Source organism: Vibrio tetraodonis, from assembly GCF_003350295.1.
Classification (GTDB): Bacteria; Pseudomonadota; Gammaproteobacteria; order Enterobacterales; family Vibrionaceae; genus Vibrio; species Vibrio tetraodonis.
Map to the genome: position 1 here is coordinate 288,809 of NZ_QLYY01000006.1, position 23,017 is coordinate 311,825.

At 42.0% G+C, this 23,017-nt stretch carries 18 protein-coding genes and 1 pseudogene; 10 read left to right on the forward strand and 9 right to left on the reverse strand.

The window, feature by feature from the left end; translation table 11 throughout:
• Positions 1-32 precede the first annotated feature (32 nt).
• Positions 33-545, reverse strand: a complete 513-nt coding sequence (locus DPF90_RS03535) for a glycine cleavage system transcriptional repressor (protein ID WP_114784745.1) — start codon at positions 543-545, stop codon at positions 33-35.
• A gap of 263 nt (positions 546-808) precedes the next feature.
• On the opposite strand from DPF90_RS03535, the gene DPF90_RS03540 reads away from it, so the two are divergent.
• The gene (locus tag DPF90_RS03540; protein WP_114784747.1) at positions 809-1,996 is read left to right on the forward strand and encodes an SGNH/GDSL hydrolase family protein; all 1,188 of its coding nucleotides are present in this window, start codon (positions 809-811) and stop codon (positions 1,994-1,996) included.
• A gap of 38 nt (positions 1,997-2,034) precedes the next feature.
• On the opposite strand, the pseudogene DPF90_RS03545 reads toward DPF90_RS03540, so the two are convergent.
• A pseudogene (locus DPF90_RS03545) lies at positions 2,035-2,452 on the reverse strand (helix-turn-helix transcriptional regulator); the annotation flags it as partial.
• A gap of 233 nt (positions 2,453-2,685) precedes the next feature.
• Here DPF90_RS03545 and DPF90_RS03550 point away from each other — a divergent pair.
• Positions 2,686-3,384 (forward strand): MOSC domain-containing protein, encoded by a 699-nt coding sequence (locus tag DPF90_RS03550; RefSeq protein WP_114784749.1) that lies wholly within the window; start codon positions 2,686-2,688, stop codon positions 3,382-3,384.
• Positions 3,385-3,440: 56 nt separating this feature from the next.
• Here the strand turns inward: DPF90_RS03550 and DPF90_RS03555 are convergent, their stop codons facing one another.
• Positions 3,441-4,337: a DUF3943 domain-containing protein gene (locus DPF90_RS03555; protein WP_114784751.1), complete on the reverse strand. Its 897-nt coding sequence runs from the start codon at positions 4,335-4,337 to the stop codon at positions 3,441-3,443.
• Between the two features lie 264 nt (positions 4,338-4,601).
• Here DPF90_RS03555 and DPF90_RS03560 point away from each other — a divergent pair, with 264 nt between their 5' ends.
• Together DPF90_RS03560 and DPF90_RS03565 are read left to right on the forward strand one after the other, a co-directional pair.
• Complete coding sequence (locus DPF90_RS03560) at positions 4,602-5,843, forward strand: CinA family nicotinamide mononucleotide deamidase-related protein (protein WP_114784753.1); 1,242 nt, start codon at positions 4,602-4,604, stop codon at positions 5,841-5,843.
• 251 nt (positions 5,844-6,094) lie between these two features.
• A complete protein-coding gene (locus DPF90_RS03565; protein ID WP_114784755.1) occupies positions 6,095-6,346 on the forward strand; it encodes a 30S ribosomal protein S6 modification protein in 252 nt (83 codons plus the stop codon).
• A 52-nt stretch (positions 6,347-6,398) separates the two neighbouring features.
• Here DPF90_RS03565 and yfaE read toward each other — a convergent pair whose 3' ends face one another.
• The 4 genes from yfaE to ubiG form a co-directional block, all read right to left on the reverse strand.
• Positions 6,399-6,677, reverse strand: coding sequence for a class I ribonucleotide reductase maintenance protein YfaE (gene yfaE, locus DPF90_RS03570; protein WP_114784757.1), 279 nt, complete (start codon positions 6,675-6,677; stop codon positions 6,399-6,401).
• A complete protein-coding gene (gene nrdB, locus DPF90_RS03575; protein ID WP_114784759.1) occupies positions 6,677-7,810 on the reverse strand; it encodes a class Ia ribonucleoside-diphosphate reductase subunit beta in 1,134 nt (377 codons plus the stop codon). The genes yfaE and nrdB overlap by 1 nt, the downstream gene beginning before the upstream one ends.
• An 81-nt stretch (positions 7,811-7,891) precedes the next feature.
• Positions 7,892-10,171, reverse strand: a complete 2,280-nt coding sequence (gene nrdA / locus DPF90_RS03580) for a class 1a ribonucleoside-diphosphate reductase subunit alpha (RefSeq protein WP_114784761.1) — start codon at positions 10,169-10,171, stop codon at positions 7,892-7,894.
• Between the two features lie 469 nt (positions 10,172-10,640).
• Positions 10,641-11,348, reverse strand: coding sequence for a bifunctional 2-polyprenyl-6-hydroxyphenol methylase/3-demethylubiquinol 3-O-methyltransferase UbiG (gene ubiG, locus DPF90_RS03590; protein WP_114784763.1), 708 nt, complete (start codon positions 11,346-11,348; stop codon positions 10,641-10,643).
• A gap of 284 nt (positions 11,349-11,632) precedes the next feature.
• Between ubiG and gyrA the strand changes: the two genes are divergently transcribed.
• The 4 genes from gyrA (at position 11,633) to DPF90_RS03610 (ending at position 18,977) form a co-directional block, all read left to right on the forward strand.
• On the forward strand, positions 11,633-14,245 hold the full coding sequence (gyrA, locus tag DPF90_RS03595; protein ID WP_114784765.1) for a DNA gyrase subunit A: 2,613 nt from the start codon (positions 11,633-11,635) through the stop codon (positions 14,243-14,245).
• Positions 14,246-14,541: 296 nt separating this feature from the next.
• Positions 14,542-16,425, forward strand: a complete 1,884-nt coding sequence (locus tag DPF90_RS03600; protein WP_114784767.1) for a methyl-accepting chemotaxis protein — start codon at positions 14,542-14,544, stop codon at positions 16,423-16,425.
• A gap of 132 nt (positions 16,426-16,557) precedes the next feature.
• On the forward strand, positions 16,558-18,099 hold the full coding sequence (locus tag DPF90_RS03605; RefSeq protein WP_114784769.1) for a YjjI family glycine radical enzyme: 1,542 nt from the start codon (positions 16,558-16,560) through the stop codon (positions 18,097-18,099).
• 8 nt (positions 18,100-18,107) lie between these two features.
• Positions 18,108-18,977 carry a YjjW family glycine radical enzyme activase gene (locus tag DPF90_RS03610; protein ID WP_114784771.1) on the forward strand — a complete coding sequence of 290 codons (870 nt, stop codon included), beginning with the start codon at positions 18,108-18,110 and terminating at the stop codon, positions 18,975-18,977.
• On the opposite strand, the gene DPF90_RS03615 is transcribed toward DPF90_RS03610, so the two are convergent.
• Complete coding sequence (locus DPF90_RS03615) at positions 18,974-19,885, reverse strand: LysR family transcriptional regulator (RefSeq protein ID WP_114784773.1); 912 nt, start codon at positions 19,883-19,885, stop codon at positions 18,974-18,976. The two genes, DPF90_RS03610 and DPF90_RS03615, sit on opposite strands and share 4 nt — an antisense overlap.
• Before the next feature lie 201 nt (positions 19,886-20,086).
• Entirely contained in the window at positions 20,087-21,298 is a 1,212-nt protein-coding gene (locus DPF90_RS03620) for an IQ calmodulin-binding motif-containing protein (RefSeq protein WP_114784775.1), read from the reverse strand.
• 143 nt (positions 21,299-21,441) lie between these two features.
• On the opposite strand from DPF90_RS03620, the gene DPF90_RS03625 reads away from it, so the two are divergent.
• Positions 21,442-21,930 carry a hypothetical protein gene (locus DPF90_RS03625; RefSeq protein WP_114784777.1) on the forward strand — a complete coding sequence of 163 codons (489 nt, stop codon included), beginning with the start codon at positions 21,442-21,444 and terminating at the stop codon, positions 21,928-21,930.
• A gap of 362 nt (positions 21,931-22,292) precedes the next feature.
• On the forward strand, positions 22,293-22,949 hold the full coding sequence (locus DPF90_RS03630) for a nitroreductase family protein (protein ID WP_114784779.1): 657 nt from the start codon (positions 22,293-22,295) through the stop codon (positions 22,947-22,949).
• The last annotated feature ends 68 nt before the right edge of the window (positions 22,950-23,017 follow it).

The following is a 23,017-nucleotide window of genomic DNA, read 5'->3' on the forward strand; positions in this document are numbered from 1 at the left end:
GCCGATTGGTAGCGCGCTCAGCTACCCATCGGCTAGGACTCGACAATCACACGAATACCGATACTGAGAGTCTCCAAGTCCTTTACTACATCATCAATAATTACATCTTCAGGCACCCTCACAGTCATATTCGCTGTGAATAAACTTGAGCTTACACCTCCGCCACCAGCAACAAAAACACGCTGACAGTCCATATCGAGGATATAGATATTTTGTCTATCCAGTGCATGACTTATTTCGTTGACGATACCTGCTCGATCCGCGGAATCTAATCTCAGTTTGTAGATACTTTCTGCGTTTTGAATATGGTTTTTTGCTTTACTAATTTTAACCAGAAGGCCTTCATGATCGCAAAAAGCATCTTTAACTAAGTCTTCATTTTCTTGAGGTATTTCAACCTTAATAACACCAGCAACGAGCTCCTCTAAAAAATTCACCTTGCTGACCAACCACTTTCCGCCGTGGTCATGAGTAATACTGGCCAGTTGCTTAATGGTTTGTGGTGTTGCATTTCCTGTAAAACTAACGATAAAAATTCGATTCATATGACCACCTGAGCAAAATCTATCTCGCATATCTAGTTTGATTGTAGAAGCCCTTCAAGAGTGGAGGTTGATTTGGGTCAACATTTAAAGTGGAATTTATGCCATTTGACAATAACGTCGTCTTGTAAAGTGCCATGTCACAGTAACTTGTCTAACAAATGATAGAGCTAATATTGGCAAGAATTTTCATAACTTTTCTGGTGATATTTGGATTGAAATTGGCAGTGTGAATTTTCCGTTTAATTCCAATCGAAGGTGATGATGTGAAAGTATCAGCATTAGGTAGGGTGTTTATTTCACCAGTCTATAATAGGGATTTAGCTGAGAGAAAGCTTGAGGTTGTCTCTGTATCTCAACCATCTGAGTATGGTAAAAGCCGTTCTGCTTCTTTACCGCCCTTTAAATTCGAGGCTTTGCCTGAGGCTCAGCATAAACCGATACAACCAGAACGATTGAACATTACTTCGGCCGATGCTTTAGACTCCAAGAGTCGAGTCTATGGTCTTGCAATACGTGATCATCAAGAAATAAAAGCGATTGAAAAACATACTGAAAGTAAATCGTTGGAAGGTATAAAGCGCTTGGTAGTTATTGGTGATAGCCTGTCGGATTCACATGGACGTATGAAGTCAAAAACCTTGGGTCTCATGTTGTCTTCTAGGCAGTACCATGAAGGGCGTTTTACTAATGGGTTTGTATGGCCAGATTTTATATCCTCAGATGCTTACTTAAAAAAGCACATTAAAGACAAAGATGTGCGTGATAACTTCAAATTATTCAATTATGCAGAGGGTGGAGCCGTCACTGCACGTTACTCGAAATTGGACCCCACCTTTATTCTCATTTCTCATATGAGCAGACAAATCCGAAAGCATGAAAAAAAGGAAGGATTTAAGCCTGGAGACATGGTGGTGCTAGCACTAAGTGCGAACGATTATATGACTTTTTCTAAGCGGGATATTAACAAGGTGATGAACTGCTACCGAAATCAAATCACAAAGTTGGTGGAATCAAAAGGGGTTAAACATATTCTTGTTACTGGTGTGCCTGACTTGTCTACCACGGCTTTAGCGCAGAGAAAAGGGCAAGATTACCAACAGAAAATGGCCAAGATATCTCGCGAGCATAATGCTGCAATGCAAGTATTGTTAAAGCAGATGAATGAAAAATATAGAGAGAAGGGAGTGGCAATAAAGTTTTTTGATTTTGGTGGAGAGTTAAGCAAACTTGTGACAGCGGCCAATAAAGTGGGTTATGACACAGTGACTGAAGAGCAGGCAGGATATGTTGATCTACGTCGCTACTTTGGACTTGGAGGGTGGAGCCAGCCGTTTGATTCCGCTCATAAGCACATATTTCACGATCAGGTTCACCCTAGCCAAGAAGTCCACCAAATCCTTGCGTCGCGCATGTGTGATTTTATCGTCAACGAGTTTGGTAGTAATGGTTAGCGCACTATCTTCGGCCTAAAGTTGCCAAGTGAACAAGCTTATTCACTGTATACATCATAATTGGCTTGGCTCTCATTGAGTCGAAATTGTTGTGGTGTGAGGTCAAAATAAGACTTGAATGCCTTAATATAGGAAGAGTCATTTTTATATCCTATTTTGTCTGCAATAACTTGGATGGGTAGTTCTTGATCTAATAAAGGCAAAGAACAAATAAGTCTTAAATGTTGGCGCCAACGGGGGAAGGAAATATTGAATTCCTTAAAAAACAGCCGTGATAACGTTCTGTCTGAGGCGCCGACTTTATCTCCCCCAAACTTTTAGTGACCAGTCTAATGAAGGCTTCCCCGACAGTTGATTAAAGATAAACCTTAATCGCCTATCCTGAGGTAACAGGAGCTGAAATGTTACTATTTCGTTGGCATATATTTGATCGTGTAACACGTCAAGTAACCGAATCATTTGATCTTTAGAATGACCACATGAGTAGGTTCTAGGTTAGCATAGTATCATTAACTATCACTCTTTTCCTGACGGGTTAGTGCAGAAATATTTGCAGAAGGATTGTCATTGATATGAGATATCGGGTAGATCTTAAAAGTATCGGAGACAGTGTCGAACTGCTTGCTGCATTGCCTGTCTACCGCTTGGTTCCATATGGCTGAAATAAGGCAACTTCTGTCGAGGAGACTATGAAAAGTTTAGGGAAAGTAAACGCTGTGCTGACAGGTAAGGCCGTGTCGTTTGCCCATGGCTCACAAAGCGCAATTGATAAGAAAGTTGTTGATGGGCGTCAATCCGTCTCTTTTTTGGGACTTATTGGTGATGAACAAGGAGACTTACGTTTCCACGGTGGAGTAGAAAAAGCTCTTCACGTATATCCGACTGAGCACTATAGTAAGTGGGCGAAAGAGCTTGGTGATCGAGATATTTTTCAGCATATCGGAGCGTTTGGTGAAAACATAAGCTCTTGTGGTATCACTGAAAAGGATATCTGTATAGGCGATAAAATACATATAGGCTCAACGCGTTTAGAGGTTTCTCAGGGCAGAATGCCTTGTTGGAAACTGAACGTACGTTTTGACCAAAATGATATGGCAAAGCGTTTACAAGACTCATTGCGAACAGGGTGGTACTTCAGTGTGCTACAAGAGGGGGATATTGGTCAAGGTGACGACATCTTATTGTGTGATAGACCTTATCCTGAGTGGTCGCTTGCTAGGATTATGAGTCTCATCTTTGAGGGCAGCCTTGAAACGTCAGAGTTACAAAAATTGGTACAATTACCTTTAGTCGAGTCATGGAAAAAATTAGTTGATCGGAGAATAAGGGACGGTGTTGTTGAGGATTGGTCTCCTAGAATAGAAGGCCCTTGTCGTAAAGATAAATAAAGTTGGTGATGTAAGCCTGCTTGAATCGCAATCAGGCTTACAAATAGAGGTTGATTCTAGAAAGTAATCTTCATCTCTACGCCATAAAAAACATCGTCATAGCTAGCGCCTGAATCTAGAGCAAATTTAGCAACATCTTGGTTACCAAACCAAGGTTTAGTGTTGAATTGGAATTCGGCTGAACCGCCCCATGCATCGCTGACCCAGCCATGGATGTGGCCAACTGGATTGAGAAAGAACAAACTGACACTTCCCATGGTTTCAGAACCCCATACCTCACCACCATTAGCCACGATATCTTGTTCTGCCTCAAACATGATTTCACCGACAACGGCGCCGAAAAATGGTGTGATGAACAGGTCTTGCCAAGATGGCACTTCGGCAAATGCCTCAACCCCATATTCCCAGAAAAAAGTCGATAATGTTGCGGAGTATAAGAAAGATTCAAACTCATTGAAGCCAGCATGACGAGCAGCGGTATAGTAAACTCCACCAAAGTATGGATGCATAACGTAGTTGAGAAAGTGGTCATCTCTGTCCCAAATAGGGCCTGAAGTGACGTTGTCTTTCCACTTTGAACCCAGACCGCTTAAATCTCGGTCTTCTTCATCCCATTTAGTGATAGACTCTGGGAGCAAAGTCATTAACCCCACTGTCGCAACACTGAGACCCAAAATAGTGTATGTTTGTCCCTTAAGATAGTCCCAATCTTTCTCGTTTTGTACAGTGAGGTATTTTGGTAACTCAGGCTCTTCAAGTTTAAACTCACTTTCAGTTAGACCTAAAGTGTATGGAGTTTGTGAGCTGTATGAATACGTGTTGTCGAAAAGGTGGTAGCTTTGACTGTCTTCTGCTGTATATGAAAACTCAATGTGCTTAGGAGTTTCATAGATGTCGGCGTTTGCAAAAGCAGAAAACGATAACATCAAAGTCGTGATGTGTTTTTTGTACACGGATAAACTCCATAATTTTGTTCTTTAACTGTCTCTAGTTCACGATTATCTACCAAAGTAACTAGAATGAAAACCGCAACTTGTGCTAATTAAGAAACTAATACTCTTAGCTGTGTTCAAAGTATGATGATGGTCGGTTATTGTGCTTTTCACAAGTGAGCAAAGTTGCTTATCAGCTCGCTCTTCATACTTCTCTGACTCGCTTCAATTATAAAGCGGAAGAGTTATTATGGTGATTAAAGATTTCCTAAAAGGAAAGTGAATATGTTGAAAATAGCGATGTTAAGCACTGGTGAAGAAGTGCTTCATGGGGATATTGTCGATACAAACGCTGCTTGGCTGTCTGAAAAGTTTTTCCAACGTGGTTTCTCTTTGTCTAAACGTTCAACAGTTGGAGACAGCAAATCAGCGTTAGTTGAAGAGTTGATGATGTTAAGTTTCAACTACGATGTGGTGATAGTAAATGGGGGGCTAGGACCAACAACCGATGATGTCAGTGCTGAGGCTGCAGCAGAGGCTTCTGGTTGTGAATTAGAACTGTATTCCCAATGGATGGATAAACTAGAAAAGCACTTTTCAGCTCGCGGTATACCTATGCCAGAGAGTAATAGAAAGCAAGCCATGTTACCCCAAGGGTCAATGATTTTAGATAACCCAGTTGGCACCGCATGCGGTTTTTCACTGACTTTTAATGATTGCGATTTCTATTTTACGCCAGGTGTGCCGAGTGAATTCTACCTGATGGTTGAGTCAATCGTGTTGCCTACATTAAACGAACGCCATGGTAACGCGGTTGGTTTTGACTGTAGTAAGCTATATACCTTTGGCCTGTCCGAGTCATACCTGTCTGATCTTATGAATAAGGTCGATTTACCAGATGAATACACATTAGGTTATCGTTCTTATTTACCCTATATAGAAGTGAAGCTATTTGGACCAAAAAATGATGTAGATAATAGAGTCAAGCTTCTGAAAATTATCCATAATCTGATTGAAGAAAATGTGGTGAGTGTTGATGAGCCATTTGAAGATTGTGTTGCCTATCTGATAGCAGAAAAAGGTCAGTCAATTTCTACAGCAGAGCAATCAACATATGGCCAGCTTATTCGGTGGCTAAATTCTAATGACCAAACGGCACAGTATTGTGAGCACGGATGGGTGTTGGGAGAGAGAGTTGAGGTGGGAGAAAGCAATAATGATGCTCTAGCTGCCATACTTGCCCTTGCTGGAGCTACAAGAGAAAAATGTGCTACTGATATTGCACTTGCGACCGGAAAGCTCAAAGATCAAACGTTTTCAGTCGCCGTTGCTACTCCTAATGGTGAATGGGGACAGACTTTAAGTTTTAAGCGCTCATTATCTCGTGATGACAAGATGGCTGTCATTACCACTGTGGCAGCCGATATGCTCAGACGTTACTTTTTGAGTAAAAGTATGTTTCCTAACTACAGTGCTCTTACTCGCGTTAAAGAAATCTATATTCCGAGGGAATGCATTAACAATTAAATGCTTGAATGATACTTTGTTAGCATTGTTAATGCTTTCCAACGACTAGTATGGTTCTCATATCATTAAGTGAATGAATATGCTCCTTATTACAGCTATGACTTGGTTAATGGTTTTTAGAAGAAAATCATCTAACGCTTAAAGTTATGATTTTTAATAAATGGCTGATGAGCTCCATAATTGTCATGTGCATTTGTGTCATTTGTGCTTAAAATGAAAGTTCATCGGAGGTTTTACCTAGGGAGGTTCGCATGTGCCAACATTCGAGAATTGTAGTTTGGTATCAAGTTGCAGGCCAAAAAGTCGTGCTAGGAGAATCACTTAGTGAGTTTGGTCATGATGTTAGCTCGATTTGGCTCAGTGTGCCAGAAGAAGAAAATCATACAAATTCATTAGGCTATCGCTTGTCTCTGTATGACGATGGAGGAAGAGAAATTGCAAGCAAAGCTGTATCTACACAGACCGCTGATGAATTTTTAGCCCGAATAAAAGTTCGTGTGTAAACCATATGTATAAATAACCCGACTGATTAAGTCGGGTTATTAAAGTGAATAATTATGCGCTTTTATCATTAAGGCTATAAGTGACATTTTCAATTTCTATGTCAGATTTTGCCTTGCATATACAGGGTAAAATTTCATCACTTTCAGTATAGGCCATTGCAAAACCAACGTATTCTACTTCACCTTTGGCTAGCTTGCAGCGACAGGCACCGCAGTGCCCATCTCGGCAGTTGTATTCAGGTATTATTCCAGCGTTTTCCATTGTCTCTAAAACTGTGTTAGAGGGATTAGACTGAATTGATGTAGTTCCGTTGATCTTTATGTTGGGCATTAGAGCTCAAAGTCCTTAAAGTCATCTGCTTGAACATCACTATCTATCTGTCCCACAAGATAAGATGATATTTCAGCTTCTTGCGGAGCAACTTGAACGTTATCTGATGATAACCAAGCATTAATCCATGGGATCGGGTTAGACGTTGCCTCTGGGTATGCAGCATCGAGTCCGACGGCCTGCATACGAATATTTGTAATGTATTCAACGTACTGGCAAAGAATATCTTTGTTGAGACCTATCATAGAACCATCTTTAAACAGGTACTCGGCCCATTCTTTTTCTTGCTCGGCGGCGGCTTTAAATAAGTCGAAACATTCTTGCTTGCACTCTTCTGCAATTTGCATGAATGAAAAATCATCCTGACCGTTACGTAGCAGATTTATCATGTGCTGTGTACCAGTGAGGTGGAGAGCTTCATCACGTGCGATTAGCTTGATGATTTTCGCGTTACCTTCCATCAATTCACGCTCTGCAAAAGCGAAGGAACAGGCAAAACTTACATAAAATCGAATAGCCTCTAAAGCGTTCACTGACATTAAGCAGACGTAGAGCTTTTTCTTGAGGTCGTGCAATTTAACAGTGATTTGCTCACCGTTAACGGAATGTGTGCCTTCACCGTAACGATGGTAGTCATTGGTTAACTGAATTAAGTCATCGTAGTACTGAGAAATATCTTCTGCACGCTTTAAAATGTGCTCATTTTCTACGATATCATCAAACACAATAGCAGGATCGTTAATGATGTTACGTATAATATGAGTGTAAGAACGTGAGTGAATCGTCTCAGAAAACGACCAAGTTTCAATCCAAGTTTCAACTTCCGGTAGTGATACTAACGGAAGTAAAGCGACGTTTGGACTGCGCCCTTGAATTGAATCAAGCAGAGTTTGATACTTCAAGTTAGAAATGAAAATATGCTTTTCATGCTCAGGAAGCTTGTTGTAGTCGATGCGATCGCTTGAAACATCAACTTCTTCTGGTCTCCAGAAAAATGAAAGTTGCTTCTCGATAAGCTTTTCAAATATTTCAAATTTTTGTTGGTCATAGCGAGCAACATTTACGGATTGACCAAGGAACATAGGTTCTTTTAATTGGTCATTTTTATTTCGGTTAAAAGTACTGTAAGCCATGCTGCCTCTTTCCTTTTAAGCCCCTCTACTGAGGGGCAAACAATCTGTTAATTTGTTTCTAATCACATTGGTTATTAGAGGTTAGATCTTACAACCGCCACCATCGCAATCATCATCTTCTTGCACTGCGTCTTTTTGGTCATCACTCGCACCGTCGCGAGTGTTGTGATAATAAAGCGTTTTCACACCATATTTATAGGCTGTGAGTAGATCCTGTAATAGCTTCTTCATCGGGACCTTACCCTTATCGAAGCGGGTAGGGTCGTAGTTGGTATTCGCTGATATCGCTTGGTCAACAAACTTCTGCATAATACCGACTAAATGCAAGTATCCATCATTGGAGCCTATATCCCACAGCAGTTCGTAGTTCTCTTTGTACTCACTGTACTCGGGGACCACCTGCTTCAGGATGCCGTCTTTTGATGCCTTGATTGATACGTAACCGCGGGGAGGCTCGATACCGTTTGTCGCGTTCGAAATCTGAGACGATGTTTCAGAAGGCATTAAGGCTGTCAGTGTCGAGTTACGAAGGCCATGTGTCATGATTTCGGTGCGCAGCGTGTCCCAGTCATAATGCAGAGGCTCATCACAGATTAAATCGACATCACTCTTGTAGGTATCGATTGGCAATAGGCCTTTTGCATAGTTAGTTTCGTTAAAGGCCGGGCATCTTCCTTGCTCTTTCGCCAAGGCAACCGATGCTTTTAGCAAGTAATACTGCATTGCTTCAAAAGTGCGATGGGTTAATCCATTGGCGCTGCCATCAGAATATTTCACCCCATTTTTTGCAAGATAATAAGCGTAATTGATGACACCCACACCTAGAGTGCGTCGATTCATCGTTGACCTTTTCGCTGCCGGGAGAGGGTAGTTTTGATAATCGAGCAGAGCATCGAGCGCTCTTACTACCAAGTCTGACAGTTCTTCAAAGTCATCAAGAGATTCAATAGCACCAAGGTTAAATGCGGAAAGCGTACAGAGAGCAATTTCACCAGATTCATCCTCAACATTAGTGAGAGGTTTAGTTGGTAGCGCAATCTCTAAACATAAGTTTGATTGACGTACTGGAGCAACTTCTGAATCGAATGGGCTGTGAGTATTACAGTGGTCTACGTTCTGAATGTAGATACGACCAGTAGACGCTCTTTCTTGCATTAAGATAGAGAACAGCTCAACGGCTTTGACTGACTCTTTTTTAATTGAAGGGTCATTTTCGTACTGAACGTAAAGGCGTTCGAACTCATCTTGATTTTCAAAAAATGCGTCGTAAAGACCGGGAACATCTGAAGGTGAGAATAAAGTAATGTTTCCACCTTCAACCAGACGTTGATACATCAGCCTGTTTAATTGAACACCATAGTCCATGTGGCGAACACGGTTCTCTTCTACACCTCGGTTGTTTTTGAGCACCATCAGAGCTTGCGACTCACGGTGCCATAGCGGGTAGAAAACAGTTGCAGCACCGCCGCGTACACCACCCTGAGAACAGCATTTAACCGCGGTTTGGAAATACTTATAAAAAGGAATACAACCCGTGTGGAAAGCCTCACCGCGGCGGATCTCTGAACCCAGTGCACGAATGCGTCCAGCGTTAATACCAATCCCTGCTCTTTGCGAAACATAGCGTACGATAGAGCTAGCGGTAGCGTTAATGGAATCTAAGCTGTCACCACACTCGATGAGTACACATGAACTGAACTGGCGTGTTGGTGTGCGTACGCCTGCCATAATCGGTGTTGGTAAAGATATTTTGAATGTTGACGTTGCGTCATAAAAGCGCTTGATATAGCTAAGCCTTGTTTCTTGTGGGTAGTTAGCAAACAAACACGCCGCCGCAAGAATGTATAAAAACTGAGCGCTTTCGTATATCTCACCTGAAACACGGTTTTGGACAAAGTATTTACCTTCAAGCTGCTTAACTGCGGCATAAGAAAAGTCTAAGTCGCGCTTATGGTCTATAAAACTATCAAGTTTATCCAATTCTGCTTTGGTATAATCTTGCAAAATATTCTGATCGTATTTGCCTAAATCCACTAGACGAGCAACGTGGTCATAGAGCTTAGGAGGCTCGTATTGACCATAAGCTTTTTTACGCAAGTGGAATACCGCGAGTCGAGCTGCAAGATATTGATAATCTGGCGTTTCCTCTGAAATCAAGTCAGCAGCTGATTTGATGATAGTCTCATGAATATCTGATGTGGTAATACCATCATAGAACTGAATGTGGGCGCGAAGTTCTACTTGAGATACTGAAACGTTATCTAGGCCTTCTGAAGCCCAAGTAATGACTCGGTGGATCTTATCTAGATCAATACTTTCTTTGCGTCCATCACGTTTAGTAACGGTGAGTTGTTGGTTCATTCTGCTTAATTTCCCTAACAAAACTGATAAAAGCCGTGTTTTTATGCAAATTGCTTCAAAAACGTTCCAGCTTTGTGATCAAAGTCTATCTACATATTGTAGTCCAAACACAACATATAGGGGTTAATTGCTTTACGACTTACAAGATAGTGCTATGCGCGAAGATTTTCAAGTTGAACAGCTTGGATGACTTGTGGATAACTAACAAAATTAAAAATTTCAGTAAGTGGATACTAACCGATGGAGTTAGGAGCCACTTGATTGTATAAAACTGCCATTTTTAGATCGGTTTATTAGTAACCATATTTAAAAAAAAATCCCTTGATCTTTCAATAATTCTGAGCATGAATTTCTAGTGCTCATTTTGGAACCAAAACATCAAAATAAAGCTTGAAATTAAAACAAAAACGGTAGCCTATGCTAGCTACCGATTTATACGAATTGAGAAAGTGTTTGTATCAATTGATGGCTAAAACTTACTGGTGTGAATGATGTAGTTAACGTCCACACTTTTTCCTAGCTTATACGTGTCAGTGATTGGGTTGTACCCAAGACCAGTTATTGACATTTCTGTTAGTTCGGTGTGGTCAATCATTTTGAGAAGCTCAGCAGGTCGAATGAACTTATCATGATCATGAGTGCCTTCTGGAACGATACGAAGCAGCTTTTCAGCGCCAACAATAGCGAATAAATAGGATTTGATGTTACGGTTAAGCGTCGAGAAAAAAACGTGTCCACCCGGTTTGACAAGCTTTGAACAAGCGGAGACAACCGATTGTGGGTCAGGAACATGCTCCAGCATTTCCATACAAGTGACCACATCATATTGGCCTTGGTTATCCACAGCGTGATCTTCTATTGTACTTTGAATATAGTTGAGCTCAGTGCCTGTCTCAAGTGCGTGAAGTCGAGCGACTTCAAGCGGCTCTTTGCCCATATCAAGTCCAGTGACTATTGCTCCCTCTTTTGCCATGCTTTCTGCAAGGATTCCGCCACCGCAGCCGACATCGAGTACTTTTTTGCCAAATAAACCATTGGCACGATCCAAAACGTAATTGAGGCGCAATGGATTGATTTGATGGAGAGGTTTGAATTCCCCTTCTTTGTCCCACCAACGTGAAGCCATTTCTTCAAATTTTTTGATTTCGTTCGGGTCAACATTTTTTGAAAGCGTCATAAAAGGTATTTTTCTCGATAAGTATCCGTGGATGGGGTGACATTATACGCTGTAACTCATCACACTCCATACTGGGCTGCATTTTTTACATGGTGGCTAAAAAATATTCTGTATCTGTAAGGATAAAACAACAGTGTTTAATTTCTCAGCATTTGATCCACAACCAAGCTCACAACCTGATAAAAGGAGAGGGAAAGTAATGCCGAAGTGGGCATTTGTGTGTTATATTTTTGCGACTTAAACGTATTGTACATACGATCTATAAATAGAGGGATATTGGCTCTATGAGCGATCTAGCTAAAGAGATCACGCCCGTCAACATTGAAGATGAGCTAAGAGGTTCATACCTTGACTATGCGATGTCCGTTATCGTGGGTCGTGCTCTTCCTGATGTGCGTGATGGCCTAAAGCCTGTGCACCGCCGCGTATTGTTCGCGATGAATGTGCTGGGCAATGATTGGAATAAACCATATAAAAAATCCGCCCGTGTTGTGGGCGATGTGATCGGTAAGTATCACCCACATGGTGATAGTGCGGTATACGACACGATTGTACGTATGGCGCAACCTTTCTCATTGCGTTATATGCTTGTTGATGGTCAAGGTAACTTTGGTTCCATTGATGGTGATTCAGCAGCGGCAATGCGTTATACCGAAGTTCGAATGGCGAAAATTGCCCACGAACTTTTGGCTGATCTTGATAAAGAAACGGTAGACTACGTACCAAACTATGACGGTACCGAGCAGATCCCTGCAGTCCTACCAACCAAAGTGCCTAATCTTTTGGTCAATGGTGCTTCTGGTATCGCAGTTGGCATGGCAACCAACATCCCTCCACATAACCTTAGTGAAGTGATTGATGGCTGTCTTGCGTATATCGAAAATGAAGCCATCACAATTGATGAGCTAATGGAATATATTCCAGGCCCTGATTTTCCCACGGCAGCGCTTATTAGCGGTCGTAAAGGAATTGTCGATGCGTATAAAACAGGTCGCGGCAAAATTTATATGCGATCTAAGGCCGATATCGAAACCGATAAAAATGGCAAAGAAACCATAGTCGTTACTGAGATACCTTATCAAGTAAACAAAGCGCGACTGGTTGAAAAGATAGCAGAGCTTGTAAAAGATAAAAAAGTGGAGGGCATTAGTGCACTTCGCGATGAGTCTGATAAAGACGGCATGCGCATTGTTGTTGAATGTAAGCGCGATGCGGTCGGTGAAGTTGTATTAAACAACCTTTATACCAATACCCAGCTTCAGACGACTTTTGGTATTAACATGGTTGCGCTGAACAATGGTCAGCCTCAACTGTTTAATCTTAAAGAAATGCTGAAGTGCTTTGTTGACCACCGCCGCGAAGTGGTGACTCGACGCTCTATCTTTGAATTACGCAAAGCTCGTGATCGTGCTCATATCCTTGAAGGCCTTGCGCTTGCTTTAGCAAATATCGACGAAATTATTGAGCTTATTCGCCGTGCACCAACACCAGCAGAAGCGAAAGCCGGATTGACGGCTCGCGGCTGGGATCTAGGTAATGTTGCGGCTATGCTTGAGCGTGCCGGTACCGATGCAGCACGCCCTGATTGGCTGGAACCTCAGTTTGGTATTCGTGATAATCAGTACTTTTTGACTGAGCAGCAAGCACAGGCCATTCTAGATCTTCGCCTGCAGAAGTTGACAGGTCTAGAGCATGAAAAAATTCTTGATGAATATAAGCAGCTTCTAGAAGAAATTGCTGAGCTGATGCATATTCTGGCAAGCACTGAGCGCTTGATGGAAGTGATTCGTGAAGAATTAGAAGCCGTTCGCGATAGCTTTGGTGATGCACGCCGCACTGAAATTACTGCCGCTATCCATGATATTGACATGGAAGAGCTTATTGCTCGTGAAGACGTGGTTGTTACACTGTCTCATGAAGGTTACGTGAAGTATCAGTTACTGAACGACTATGAAGCTCAGCGCCGTGGTGGTAAAGGTAAGAGTGCAACTAAGATGAAAGACGAAGACTATATTGAACGTCTTCTCGTTGCCAATACCCATGACAACATCTTGTGCTTCTCTACACGAGGTAAAACGTATCGCCTAAAAGTTTATCAATTGCCTCAAGCATCGCGTACCGCTCGTGGTAAGCCAATTGTTAATGTATTACCGCTGGAAGAAAACGAGCGCATTACCGCTATTCTGCCTGTCGATGAATTCTCAGCCGATAAATTCATCTTTATGGCAACAGGTGATGGTACGGTTAAGAAGACATCTCTTGATCAGTTTGCTAACGTTCGTTCAAACGGTCTTATTGCCCTTAACTTACGTGATGACGACTCGCTAATCGGTGTCGATATTACAGATGGCAGTAGCGATATCATGCTGTTTTCTAAATCAGGTAAAGTGGTTCGCTTTACTGAAGATAAAGTCAGAGCAATGGGACGAACGGCTGCGGGCGTCCGTGGTATTAAGCTAGTTGAAGACGATCAAGTGGTCTCTCTGATCGTGCCTTCTAATCAAGGTGACATCCTAACGGTCACGCAAAACGGCTATGGTAAGCGCACTGAATTAGCTGAGTATCCAACTAAGGGTCGAGCGACTCAAGGTGTTGTTTCTATCAAAGTGTCTGAGCGAAATGGCAGCGTAGTTGGTGCTGTCCAAGTCGAAGAAGGTGATGAGATGATGATGATCACCGACGCTGGAACATTGGTTCGAACACGTGTTGCAGAAGTAAGCCAAGTTGGACGAAATACTCAAGGCGTTACTTTGATTCGAACTGCTGATGATGAAAATGTTGTTGGTTTGCAGCGCATTGATGAGATCGAAGAGTCGGAATTACCACAAGGTGATGATGACGAAGCGAATGTGAGCGCTGAGATCGCAGAGACAAGCCCTGATAATAGCGAAGAATAGCAGTAAATCATTTTTAATATTGAATAAGCCGAGCATTATGCTCGGCTTTTTTTTTGAGGTAACTTATATACAGTTTTAAATGAACAATATAGATTAAAATTTATTTAATCTACCCCTCAAGCCTGTCGCAAATATAATGATGACTGGGTATTTTTAGACATAATAATGACGTCAAAAACTTATCAATATTACAAAAGGTTACATGTAAGTGATATTTTAATAATATTACGTGCAACGGGAAAAGTTTGTCTATAAAATTAGCAACTTCTGTCTGTTCTTCAACTCATATAAAAATTATGAAATTGTCTCTAAAACAAAAACTCATTGGTGCTAGTTTATTAGCAGTATTGTTAATGGCAGGTGCACTTACTTGGCTTTCGGCTGATCAGCTTTTTAAACAAACTCGTAATGGTGTAATTGCTCGGGCAGATAGCCTGACCAAAACCGCCTCAGAAGGTATTTCTGACTGGATAACGATACGCAAAGATATTGCTAAGTCATTTAATAGTTATACACAACAAACCGATGTCGTGCCTTTTCTGCAGCAAGCGCGAAAAGCGGGAGGGTTTGACGATATTTTCCTTGGTACGCCAGAAGGAGAAATGTTCCGTTCGCATCCAGAGCGCAATCGTGCAGATTACGACCCTCGTGTTCGCCCTTGGTATCAAGATGCCAATAATGCAGGTCAGCAAATAATTACCACTGCGTATAAAGATGCTGTTACCAATGCTTTACTGGTCACTATTGCAGAGCCAGTCAGTCAAAATGGTACTTTTGTCGGAGTGGTTGGTGCTGATGTACTTATTGATCAGCTAATTAATGATGTGATTAATCTTGATGCAGGTGACAATGCTTACGCAATGCTGATTGATGCTCAAGACGGAACGTTTCTCGCGCATCCAAATAAAGAGCTATTACTTAAGCCTGTTTCAAGTCTTTCTGAAGAACTTTCTATGGCAACGGTTGAACGCTCCGCCAATGACGGCACAATGAAAATTACCGAGCGTAATGGAGAGGAGAAGTTTTACTTTTTCAAAAAAGTACCCGGGACCGAGTGGATTTTAGCACTTGAAATGGATCGTCAAACAGAAGAGGCAGCGCACTCGGAACTATTGGAAGACCTAATTCTGACTGCCCTCATTGTTACTTTACTGGTGATTGCGGTTGTTTCTTGGCTGGTCAGCTTCTTGTTTCGAGATCTCGGACGAGTGTCTGTGGCTCTTGAAGAAATTGCATCGGGTGAGGGTGATTTAACACAGCGCCTTGAGCCGCGTAGCGATGATGAAGTGGGTCAGTTGGCAGAAAACTTCAATACTTTTGTTGGCAATATGCATGCAATGGTCTCCAAGCTAAGCAAGGTCTCAGCATCTTTGTCTGAGCAATCGAAACAGACAGCGGCACAAGCAGAAGAGCGTAGTGCGCGTATTCGTTTGCAGCAAGACGAAATCAATATGGTGGCGACGGCCATCAATGAAATGGCTGCTGCCACCCAAGAAATTGCGGGCAATGCAGATAATACCGCTCAGAATTCGTCAGAAGCAGTGACCGCTTGTGTGCATGGTGGAGACCAAGTGATACAGACTCAAAGCTCAATCCAAAACTTGGCGCAAGAAGTGGAAGTGGCCACTGACGTTATTCAAGAACTTGAAGTGCACGGTAATAGTATCAGCACCATTCTTTCTACCATTCAAGATATTGCAGAACAAACAAACCTGCTTGCACTTAATGCGGCCATTGAGGCTGCACGTGCTGGAGAGCAAGGGCGAGGCTTTGCAGTGGTCGCTGATGAGGTTCGTGTTCTTAGCCAGCGCACCCATGCTTCAACTAAAGAAATTCAGCAGATGATAGAAACGCTTCAAGGCACGACGGGTAAAGCGGTCAATATCATGGGCGATAGTCGTCAGTTGGCTGAAACGAGCGTAACGGATGCAGACTCTGCTGCGATTAGTCTTAACCAAATTCAGACCGCGGTTGAGCAAATCAGTGACATGGCAACACAAATTGCTTCCGCCGCAGAAGAGCAAGCGTCTGTCACATCAGAAATCACGCGTAATACGGTCGGTATTCGCGATGTGTCTGATGAATTGGCAGGAGAGGCGCATGATGCAGCGGCGCAGGCTGCTCAGCTTTCTGATTTATCCTACCAATTAGAGCAAGAAATAGGCCGTTTCAAACTCTAACTACTAAACAGCCCAGCGTGTATTTGCTGGGCTTTTTTCGACAATTTCCAAAATGGAAACATATTATCAAAGAGAATTCATTAGCAGAATAAAACATCGCTAGCGTAAAGTTTCGACAAATGGAGATACTTTATGTCTAACAGCTTGAACTCTTTTCAAACTTGCGTGCAAGACATCATCACGGACGCAAACCTTAACCCGAAACAAAAAAGCCAGTACCTCGCATTAGAAGCCGAGGGTAACCTTCCTTACCTTTCATTATCCGAGCCTGCGCTAGCAGCCATGGACTCGGGAATTTTGTGTGATCTATTTGAAGGGCACGCCCCGTTTAAACCGCGTTACGTGCTGCCAGATTATGCTAAATACCTAGCTCAAGGCTCTGAATATCTTGAGTTAGAGCCAGCCAAAGATTTTGATGATGCGATCAATTTGCTGACCATTCTTTACCACCATGTGCCATCGGTCACCAGTATTCCCGTCTATCTTGGTCATCTAGATGAGGTACTGATGCCCTATGCAGGCGATCTTGATGAAGAGTCGATATATCAAAAGCTCAAGCGGTTTTGGGTAATGCTAGATAGGACATTACCCGATGCATTTATGCACGTAAACATTGGTCCAACGGATAATATTGTTTGCCGTGCAATATTACGAATTGATGTTGAGCTAAAGCAGATTGCTCCAAATCTGACTTTTATGTACGACCCCAAGGTGACACCGGATGATTTACTGCGCCAAGCCACAAGCAACATATGTGCGTGTAGTAAACCTCATATTGCTAACTATCCTATGCATGCACAAAGCTATGGTGATAAACGTTTTGGCATAGTGAGCTGTTACAACTCATTGCCTTTAGCTGGTGGCTCAAACACCCTGGTAAGAATGAACTTAAAACTGGTGGCTGAACGTGCATCAGATCTTGACGATTTTCTCAATCATCTGTTACCCGACTATAGTGAGTTGATGGTTGAGTTAATGGACGCGCGCAGCGCCTTCCTTCATGAAAAATCGTATTTCTTTAGTGGATTTTTGGCTCAAGAAGGTTTGATTGAAGAATCACGTTTTGCGCCCATGTTCGGTATTTATGGTATGGCAGAAGCGGTGAATATTCTGATGGAAAAGGCAGGTGCACAGGGGCTTTATGGTCATAATGCTGAGGCTAACGAGTTAGGTTATCAGATTTCCGATAAACTGGCCGAGATAGTGGAAAGTTCAACGGTCAAATATGGCATTGATGGTAAAGCATTGCTGCATGCACAAGGTGGTATAGCCTTAGATAAAGACGTTACCCCTGGGGTGAGGATACCCTATGGAACGGAGCCGGATCCCGTTACCTATGTTCAAGCGACAGCGAAACACCACAAGCATTATACCTCAGGGATTAGCGATATTTTGACCATAGATGAGACAGTGAAGGCTAATCCAGAGGCCATGTTTAATTTGTGTAAAGGTGCGCTTAATCTAGGCTATCGAGAGTTTACTGCTAATGTCGCGTCGAATGATTTAGTGAGAGTCACAGGCTACATGATTAAGCTGTCTGATATTGAGAAGTTTACTGAGCATGGCTCGCGTAAAAATACCACTTGGTTGGGGGCAGAAGCTGCAAATAACACAGGGATCTTACAGCGCTCGCCACGGGTTGTGAGTATGGAAACGCAACCCTCGTATAAATAGGGCAAACAATGACAGAAAGGCAAGCCATTGTAAGTCGTATTCTTAACTTTTCTTGTGTTGATGGACCAGGCAATCGTCTGGTTCTTTTTCTGCAAGGATGCAATTTCAACTGTATCAATTGCCACAACCCCCACACAATTAATTACTGTAATGATTGCGGTGATTGTGTGGCTGGATGCCCTGAGAATGCATTGTCATTAGATAATAAGGGCAAAGTGATATGGGATGAAAGTCTATGCACCCATTGCGATCAATGTATTAATGTTTGTAGCTATCGTTCTAGCCCGAAAGTACATCATTTGACAGTGTCTGAGGTGCTTTCGGTTATCCATGGCCAAAAATGGTTTATTAGTGGGATCACAATTTCAGGGGGTGAAGCGACGATGCAGTTGCCCTTTATCATAGCGCTTTTTGAGCGAATCAAAAATGATAGTGAGCTTGGGCATTTAACCTGTTTTATCGATAGTAATGGCTATTTGAGCGAGCCAGGTTGGGATAGGGTACTCCCTTATTTGGACGGCGCTATGATAGATCTTAAATCCTGGCAACAAGAAACACACCTATGGTTAGTAGGGAGAAGCAATCACAAAGTTATTCAATCGATACGTTATTTGGCAAAAAACAAAAAACTGCACGAGATTCGTTTGCTCCATATTCCGCAAAAAAGCGATTTGGACCGAGAGGTCGACCATATAGCATGCTTGATTAATCAATTGCCAGAGACAGTAATAGTGAGATTAAATGCCTTTCAACATCATGGTGTGGAGGGGCAGTCACTGCAATGGGAAAAATGCAGTGAACCACAAATGTTAGTCTTTTATCAGTCACTTAGGCCATTGATCCCTCATCGGATTCAATTGCCTAGTGTGTATGTCTAACTAGGCTTAACCAGTTGAGAATGAAGCCACTTGAGTGCTGGATTGTTTAGACTGGCTTGATTCCAAACTAAACTGTAGGCGACTTTCCCATATGAGAATGGCAGTGGCTTTTGGGTTAGACCTTTGGCTTGGAGTGCTTTTTCCGCCCACATTTTAGAACAAGTAAACAGCAGTTCAGATTGATGACAAATTGTCGCCGCTGAACCAAAGTCTGCGACTGAAATACGCACTTGTCTTGGTTGGAATTGCTGGGTGAGTAGCTGCTCAAAATACGGCTCAGAGAGATCTTTATCTAAAATGCCTACATGCTTACATGAAAGATAATCTTCAATGCTCAAGGGTTTGTTAGCCAGTGAGTGTTTTGGATTCATTAGGCATATCATTTCGTCTTGTTCAATTTGCTCCCATATCAGATCGCGACTGCGAGTTGGTGGTTGACTGATATCATGTGGCAGGATCATAAAGTCAACTTGTCCACGCAGCAAAGCTTCAAAGCTAAGCTGTTCTTTAGCAAAAATCTGAATTTTGGCTGAGCTTAGTTTAGAACTGATGGCGCTGATGCGATCGCAGAACAGGTCAAAGGTGCTTTCACGCATTGAAAGAGCCAGTGTGCCAGTGTAGCTTTCTGGCTCAAATTCCCCTTGATGAAGAATTTGATTCATAGAACACAGAATCTTGTGTATATCGTTCGCCACCGCCAAAGCAAAAGGGGTGGGGACTAATGACGTACCATCGCGATAAAACAACTCATCATTGAGTTGCTCCCTTAGCTGTCCAAGTGTTTTGCTGATACTGGAAGCGGTTACACAAAGGACTTCTGATGCGCCACTGACACTGTGGGTGCTCAGTAGGACGTGGAGCACGGTTAGGTGCTTCAAACTGATTCGGGAGAGAGCAATATAATCCATTGAAAACCCCAATAAAGAACAATGGCCTAGTTATACCTTTAATACTGTTGAATGGGTATGAATTGATGTGAAAATTGGGCTGAATATGGATGTTTACCCAAACTGCGAGTCCGTAATGAATCGCTAGACTCGTTAGTTTATGGATTGGACACACCACAACGGGGATTTGTGATGTGTCCATTTTGATACCAGATGAAGGTTCTAGTTATCCCACTTTATTAGCAAGTGCAACGGAGCGGGTAAAGGGCTTGCGGTAGGGTTGGCGAGAAACTTGAGTACATGGTTTTTGTGTTGTGGCAGTATGTTGTCTCTGGCCCAATCTTTGTGAGCATTAGTGATGGCTACCCCCATTTTACCAATGCCATCGTGCCTGCGGACTTGGTAGCTTAGTTTGCTTCCTCCAGTGGCATACATGATTGTTTGTAGCATGGCGAATTGATCACCCGATTTTAGCGCTTTTTTAATTCGTTCTTTGTCGCCAGACTCTCTCTCTTTTATCATGCCCTTGGTAATCATGTATGGTGTTCCACACAATTGTTCCAATGGGTAAGTTCCGCCATTGGGGGTTGTGACAAAATCAAGGTCTATATGCCTTGCCACCCCATCTTTTATCACCATATTCTCAGGCTTAATATCTCGCATATAGATATCTAAGTTGTGCATAGCAGCAAGATCTTGGCAAGCTAAGCGAAATGACTCTAGTGGAAACTTTCTATTGTATTTTCTCCGCTGGTCGGCAATTTCACTTCCCCCGTTTCTTGCCAGAACGGTTTTATCTTCCACATATCTTGAATGACAGACCGAAGAAAACTGAGACAATTCGTCTGCAAGCTGATTTTCATTTTTAGCCGCTTCGAGAGAAATACTTGGGTTCGATAGCTGAACAAATGAAGAGTCAGCATGAGTCACGGTTTTAAAAGCGCCAGCACTACCGAATTTGACGCGATGATCAGGCGTTCTCAAGTGAGGATTTTCTCTTGTTGAGTCAAAGTAGTAAGTGCGACCATGATTTTCGTTGGTCATCTTTTTAAAGCCGAAATCGTTTTCTGGTGTTAACGATCGACGAGCGACGAACCCTCGAAAGGCTGCTTGAATCGTCGTGACGGCATTATCTTTGTTGCACTCATTAATGATCTGACCGCAATCCATGTCCATTTTTTGTAGTACTTTTAGCGCCTTTGCATTGTTACTTTTGCTAAGAAAGTTGGCGATGGATGTCTTACACTTAGCACCAAACAATTGCTTAGGGTTTTCTCTTATGACGGATGTGGCTTTGCCATCAGCGTCTACTAATACTCGGTATACTTTTTTGACAGGAAGAGTGAGAATGAACTCATTGTTATTATCCGTTGCTTGTAATGCATTGTGCTTGGTTGTTATATGTTGATGTATTTGTCTAATTGTTAGGTTCATTGATTTGTATTCACCTTTATATGCATCAAAGGATTTATTTTGTTATGTAATCAAGCACTTATTAAAGTGAAATAATATGAAGATAGATGAATACTTGTTATTTGATTCTGGTGAAGAACGTAAATTTTGGGAGTGTGTCTATAATGCGCTTTAAACCTCTGCTAATAGTGCTGGCTCTTTTCAGCCTATCAGTTCAAGCTGAAAATCTCGACGCGTGGGCCAATCAGCTTAAACATGAAATGGAATCCAACTACTCCCTTCTCAATCAGCGTATATCTGAATGCAAGTCAATAAGGAAAGATTTTGATTATTCAAAAGCACTTAATACAGAGTGGTTTACAAACTTCGATAAGTCTGAAAAACAAACGGTTGTCCAATATGGTTTTGCTTATGCGTCACAGCAATGTTCATTAAAAGAACGTCAAACTTATACCAGCTCTTTGGTTAATTACGTTGCCTACTCTGGTGATAAAAAGCCATTGAATGAATGGCTAAGTCTTGTGGAGGGAGACAAAGATTTACAGCAAAAAGTCAACGAAATTGGTATTGAAGATACCCAAAAGTTTATCGTCTCCTATTTATCGACTCCATTTGATGCGCTTCAGCTGTTAAAAGTACAGGGATTATTTTAAGACACTTTCAATTGTTATTGATAGGTCGGTAGGCATTGGACAGAAGTCATTTAGAGTGGTTGTTCTAAATGGCTTCTATCAGATTAGAAAAGTATCTGGAAAACTAAAATGTTTGTAAGGATGTTACTTAAGAGGGTACTACCCAACCCCAGAATACTCAGCAATAGTCAAACTATCAGCCTTTTGTCCTGAAATTTCTCCTATCCAATGATCAACAACAGAAGTTCAATGAATTAGGCGAACTCATCTAAATAAAATGATAGTGTAATTACGAAAATGTAAATCTGGTGGTTATTTGGCTAAATAACCATTAACTAACTGTATTCAAAGATACTTATGATCAATCATTACGGAGAATTATAATGGCACATCCAATTATCGCAGATCTCAACAAGCGTTACACAACCAAAAAATATGATGCTAGCAAGCGTATTTCAGCAGAAGATATGCAAATCATCAAAGAGGCCCTTCGCCTATCTGCATCTTCAATTAACTCTCAGCCTTGGAAATTTATTGTTATTGAATCTGACAAAGCAAAAGAGCGTCTCCACGGTACGTTTGCTAACAACTTTCAGTTCAACCAACCGCATGCAAAGGAAGCTTCACATACAATTCTTTTCGCCTACGATCCTAAGTTTACCAAAGAGAAGTTTTCAAAACGTGTAGATGCCGAAGTATCTTCAGGTCACTTACCTGCGGACATGTATGATCAATTCATGGGCGCTTATCTGTTCGCGGAGATGTGTACTGACGAAAATGGTTACAACGGTGGTTGGACTAAAGCACAGGTTTACATTGCCGTAGGTAACCTATTGCATACGCTTGCTCGTTTGGGTGTTGATTCAACACCAATGGAAGGTGTAGACGCTGAGCTAATTGGTAAAGAGTTTGAAGCTGAGCTTGATGGTCACGTATGTGAAGTTGCGGTTGCTCTTGGTTACACTAAAGCAGATGAAGACTATAACCACGGTTTACCAAAAGCGCGTCTAGCATTGGATGATGTACTGATGACTCTATAATTTATACAACCTAGGTTGATTGGTTAAGCTTCAACATTGCTCGTGTTGGAGCTTTTTGGGGATGCAGT

What these genes read in the sequence shown, in the direction of transcription:
- DPF90_RS03535 (WP_114784745.1), bottom strand. Translation starts at nt 545, where the DNA reads ATGAATCGAATTTTTATCGTTAGTTTTACAGGAAATGCAACACCACAA.
- DPF90_RS03630 (WP_114784779.1), top strand. Translation starts at nt 22,293, where the DNA reads ATGGCACATCCAATTATCGCAGATCTCAACAAGCGTTACACAACCAAA.
- yfaE (WP_114784757.1), bottom strand. Translation starts at nt 6,677, where the DNA reads ATGCCCAACATAAAGATCAACGGAACTACATCAATTCAGTCTAATCCC.
- DPF90_RS03560 (WP_114784753.1), top strand. Translation starts at nt 4,602, where the DNA reads ATGTTGAAAATAGCGATGTTAAGCACTGGTGAAGAAGTGCTTCATGGG.
- DPF90_RS03610 (WP_114784771.1), top strand. Translation starts at nt 18,108, where the DNA reads ATGACAGAAAGGCAAGCCATTGTAAGTCGTATTCTTAACTTTTCTTGT.
- nrdA (WP_114784761.1), bottom strand. Translation starts at nt 10,171, where the DNA reads ATGAACCAACAACTCACCGTTACTAAACGTGATGGACGCAAAGAAAGT.
- nrdB (WP_114784759.1), bottom strand. Translation starts at nt 7,810, where the DNA reads ATGGCTTACAGTACTTTTAACCGAAATAAAAATGACCAATTAAAAGAA.
- DPF90_RS03565 (WP_114784755.1), top strand. Translation starts at nt 6,095, where the DNA reads ATGTGCCAACATTCGAGAATTGTAGTTTGGTATCAAGTTGCAGGCCAA.
- DPF90_RS03550 (WP_114784749.1), top strand. Translation starts at nt 2,686, where the DNA reads ATGAAAAGTTTAGGGAAAGTAAACGCTGTGCTGACAGGTAAGGCCGTG.
- DPF90_RS03600 (WP_114784767.1), top strand. Translation starts at nt 14,542, where the DNA reads ATGAAATTGTCTCTAAAACAAAAACTCATTGGTGCTAGTTTATTAGCA.
- DPF90_RS03605 (WP_114784769.1), top strand. Translation starts at nt 16,558, where the DNA reads ATGTCTAACAGCTTGAACTCTTTTCAAACTTGCGTGCAAGACATCATC.
- DPF90_RS03625 (WP_114784777.1), top strand. Translation starts at nt 21,442, where the DNA reads ATGCGCTTTAAACCTCTGCTAATAGTGCTGGCTCTTTTCAGCCTATCA.
- ubiG (WP_114784763.1), bottom strand. Translation starts at nt 11,348, where the DNA reads ATGACGCTTTCAAAAAATGTTGACCCGAACGAAATCAAAAAATTTGAA.
- DPF90_RS03620 (WP_114784775.1), bottom strand. Translation starts at nt 21,298, where the DNA reads ATGAACCTAACAATTAGACAAATACATCAACATATAACAACCAAGCAC.
- gyrA (WP_114784765.1), top strand. Translation starts at nt 11,633, where the DNA reads ATGAGCGATCTAGCTAAAGAGATCACGCCCGTCAACATTGAAGATGAG.
- DPF90_RS03615 (WP_114784773.1), bottom strand. Translation starts at nt 19,885, where the DNA reads ATGGATTATATTGCTCTCTCCCGAATCAGTTTGAAGCACCTAACCGTG.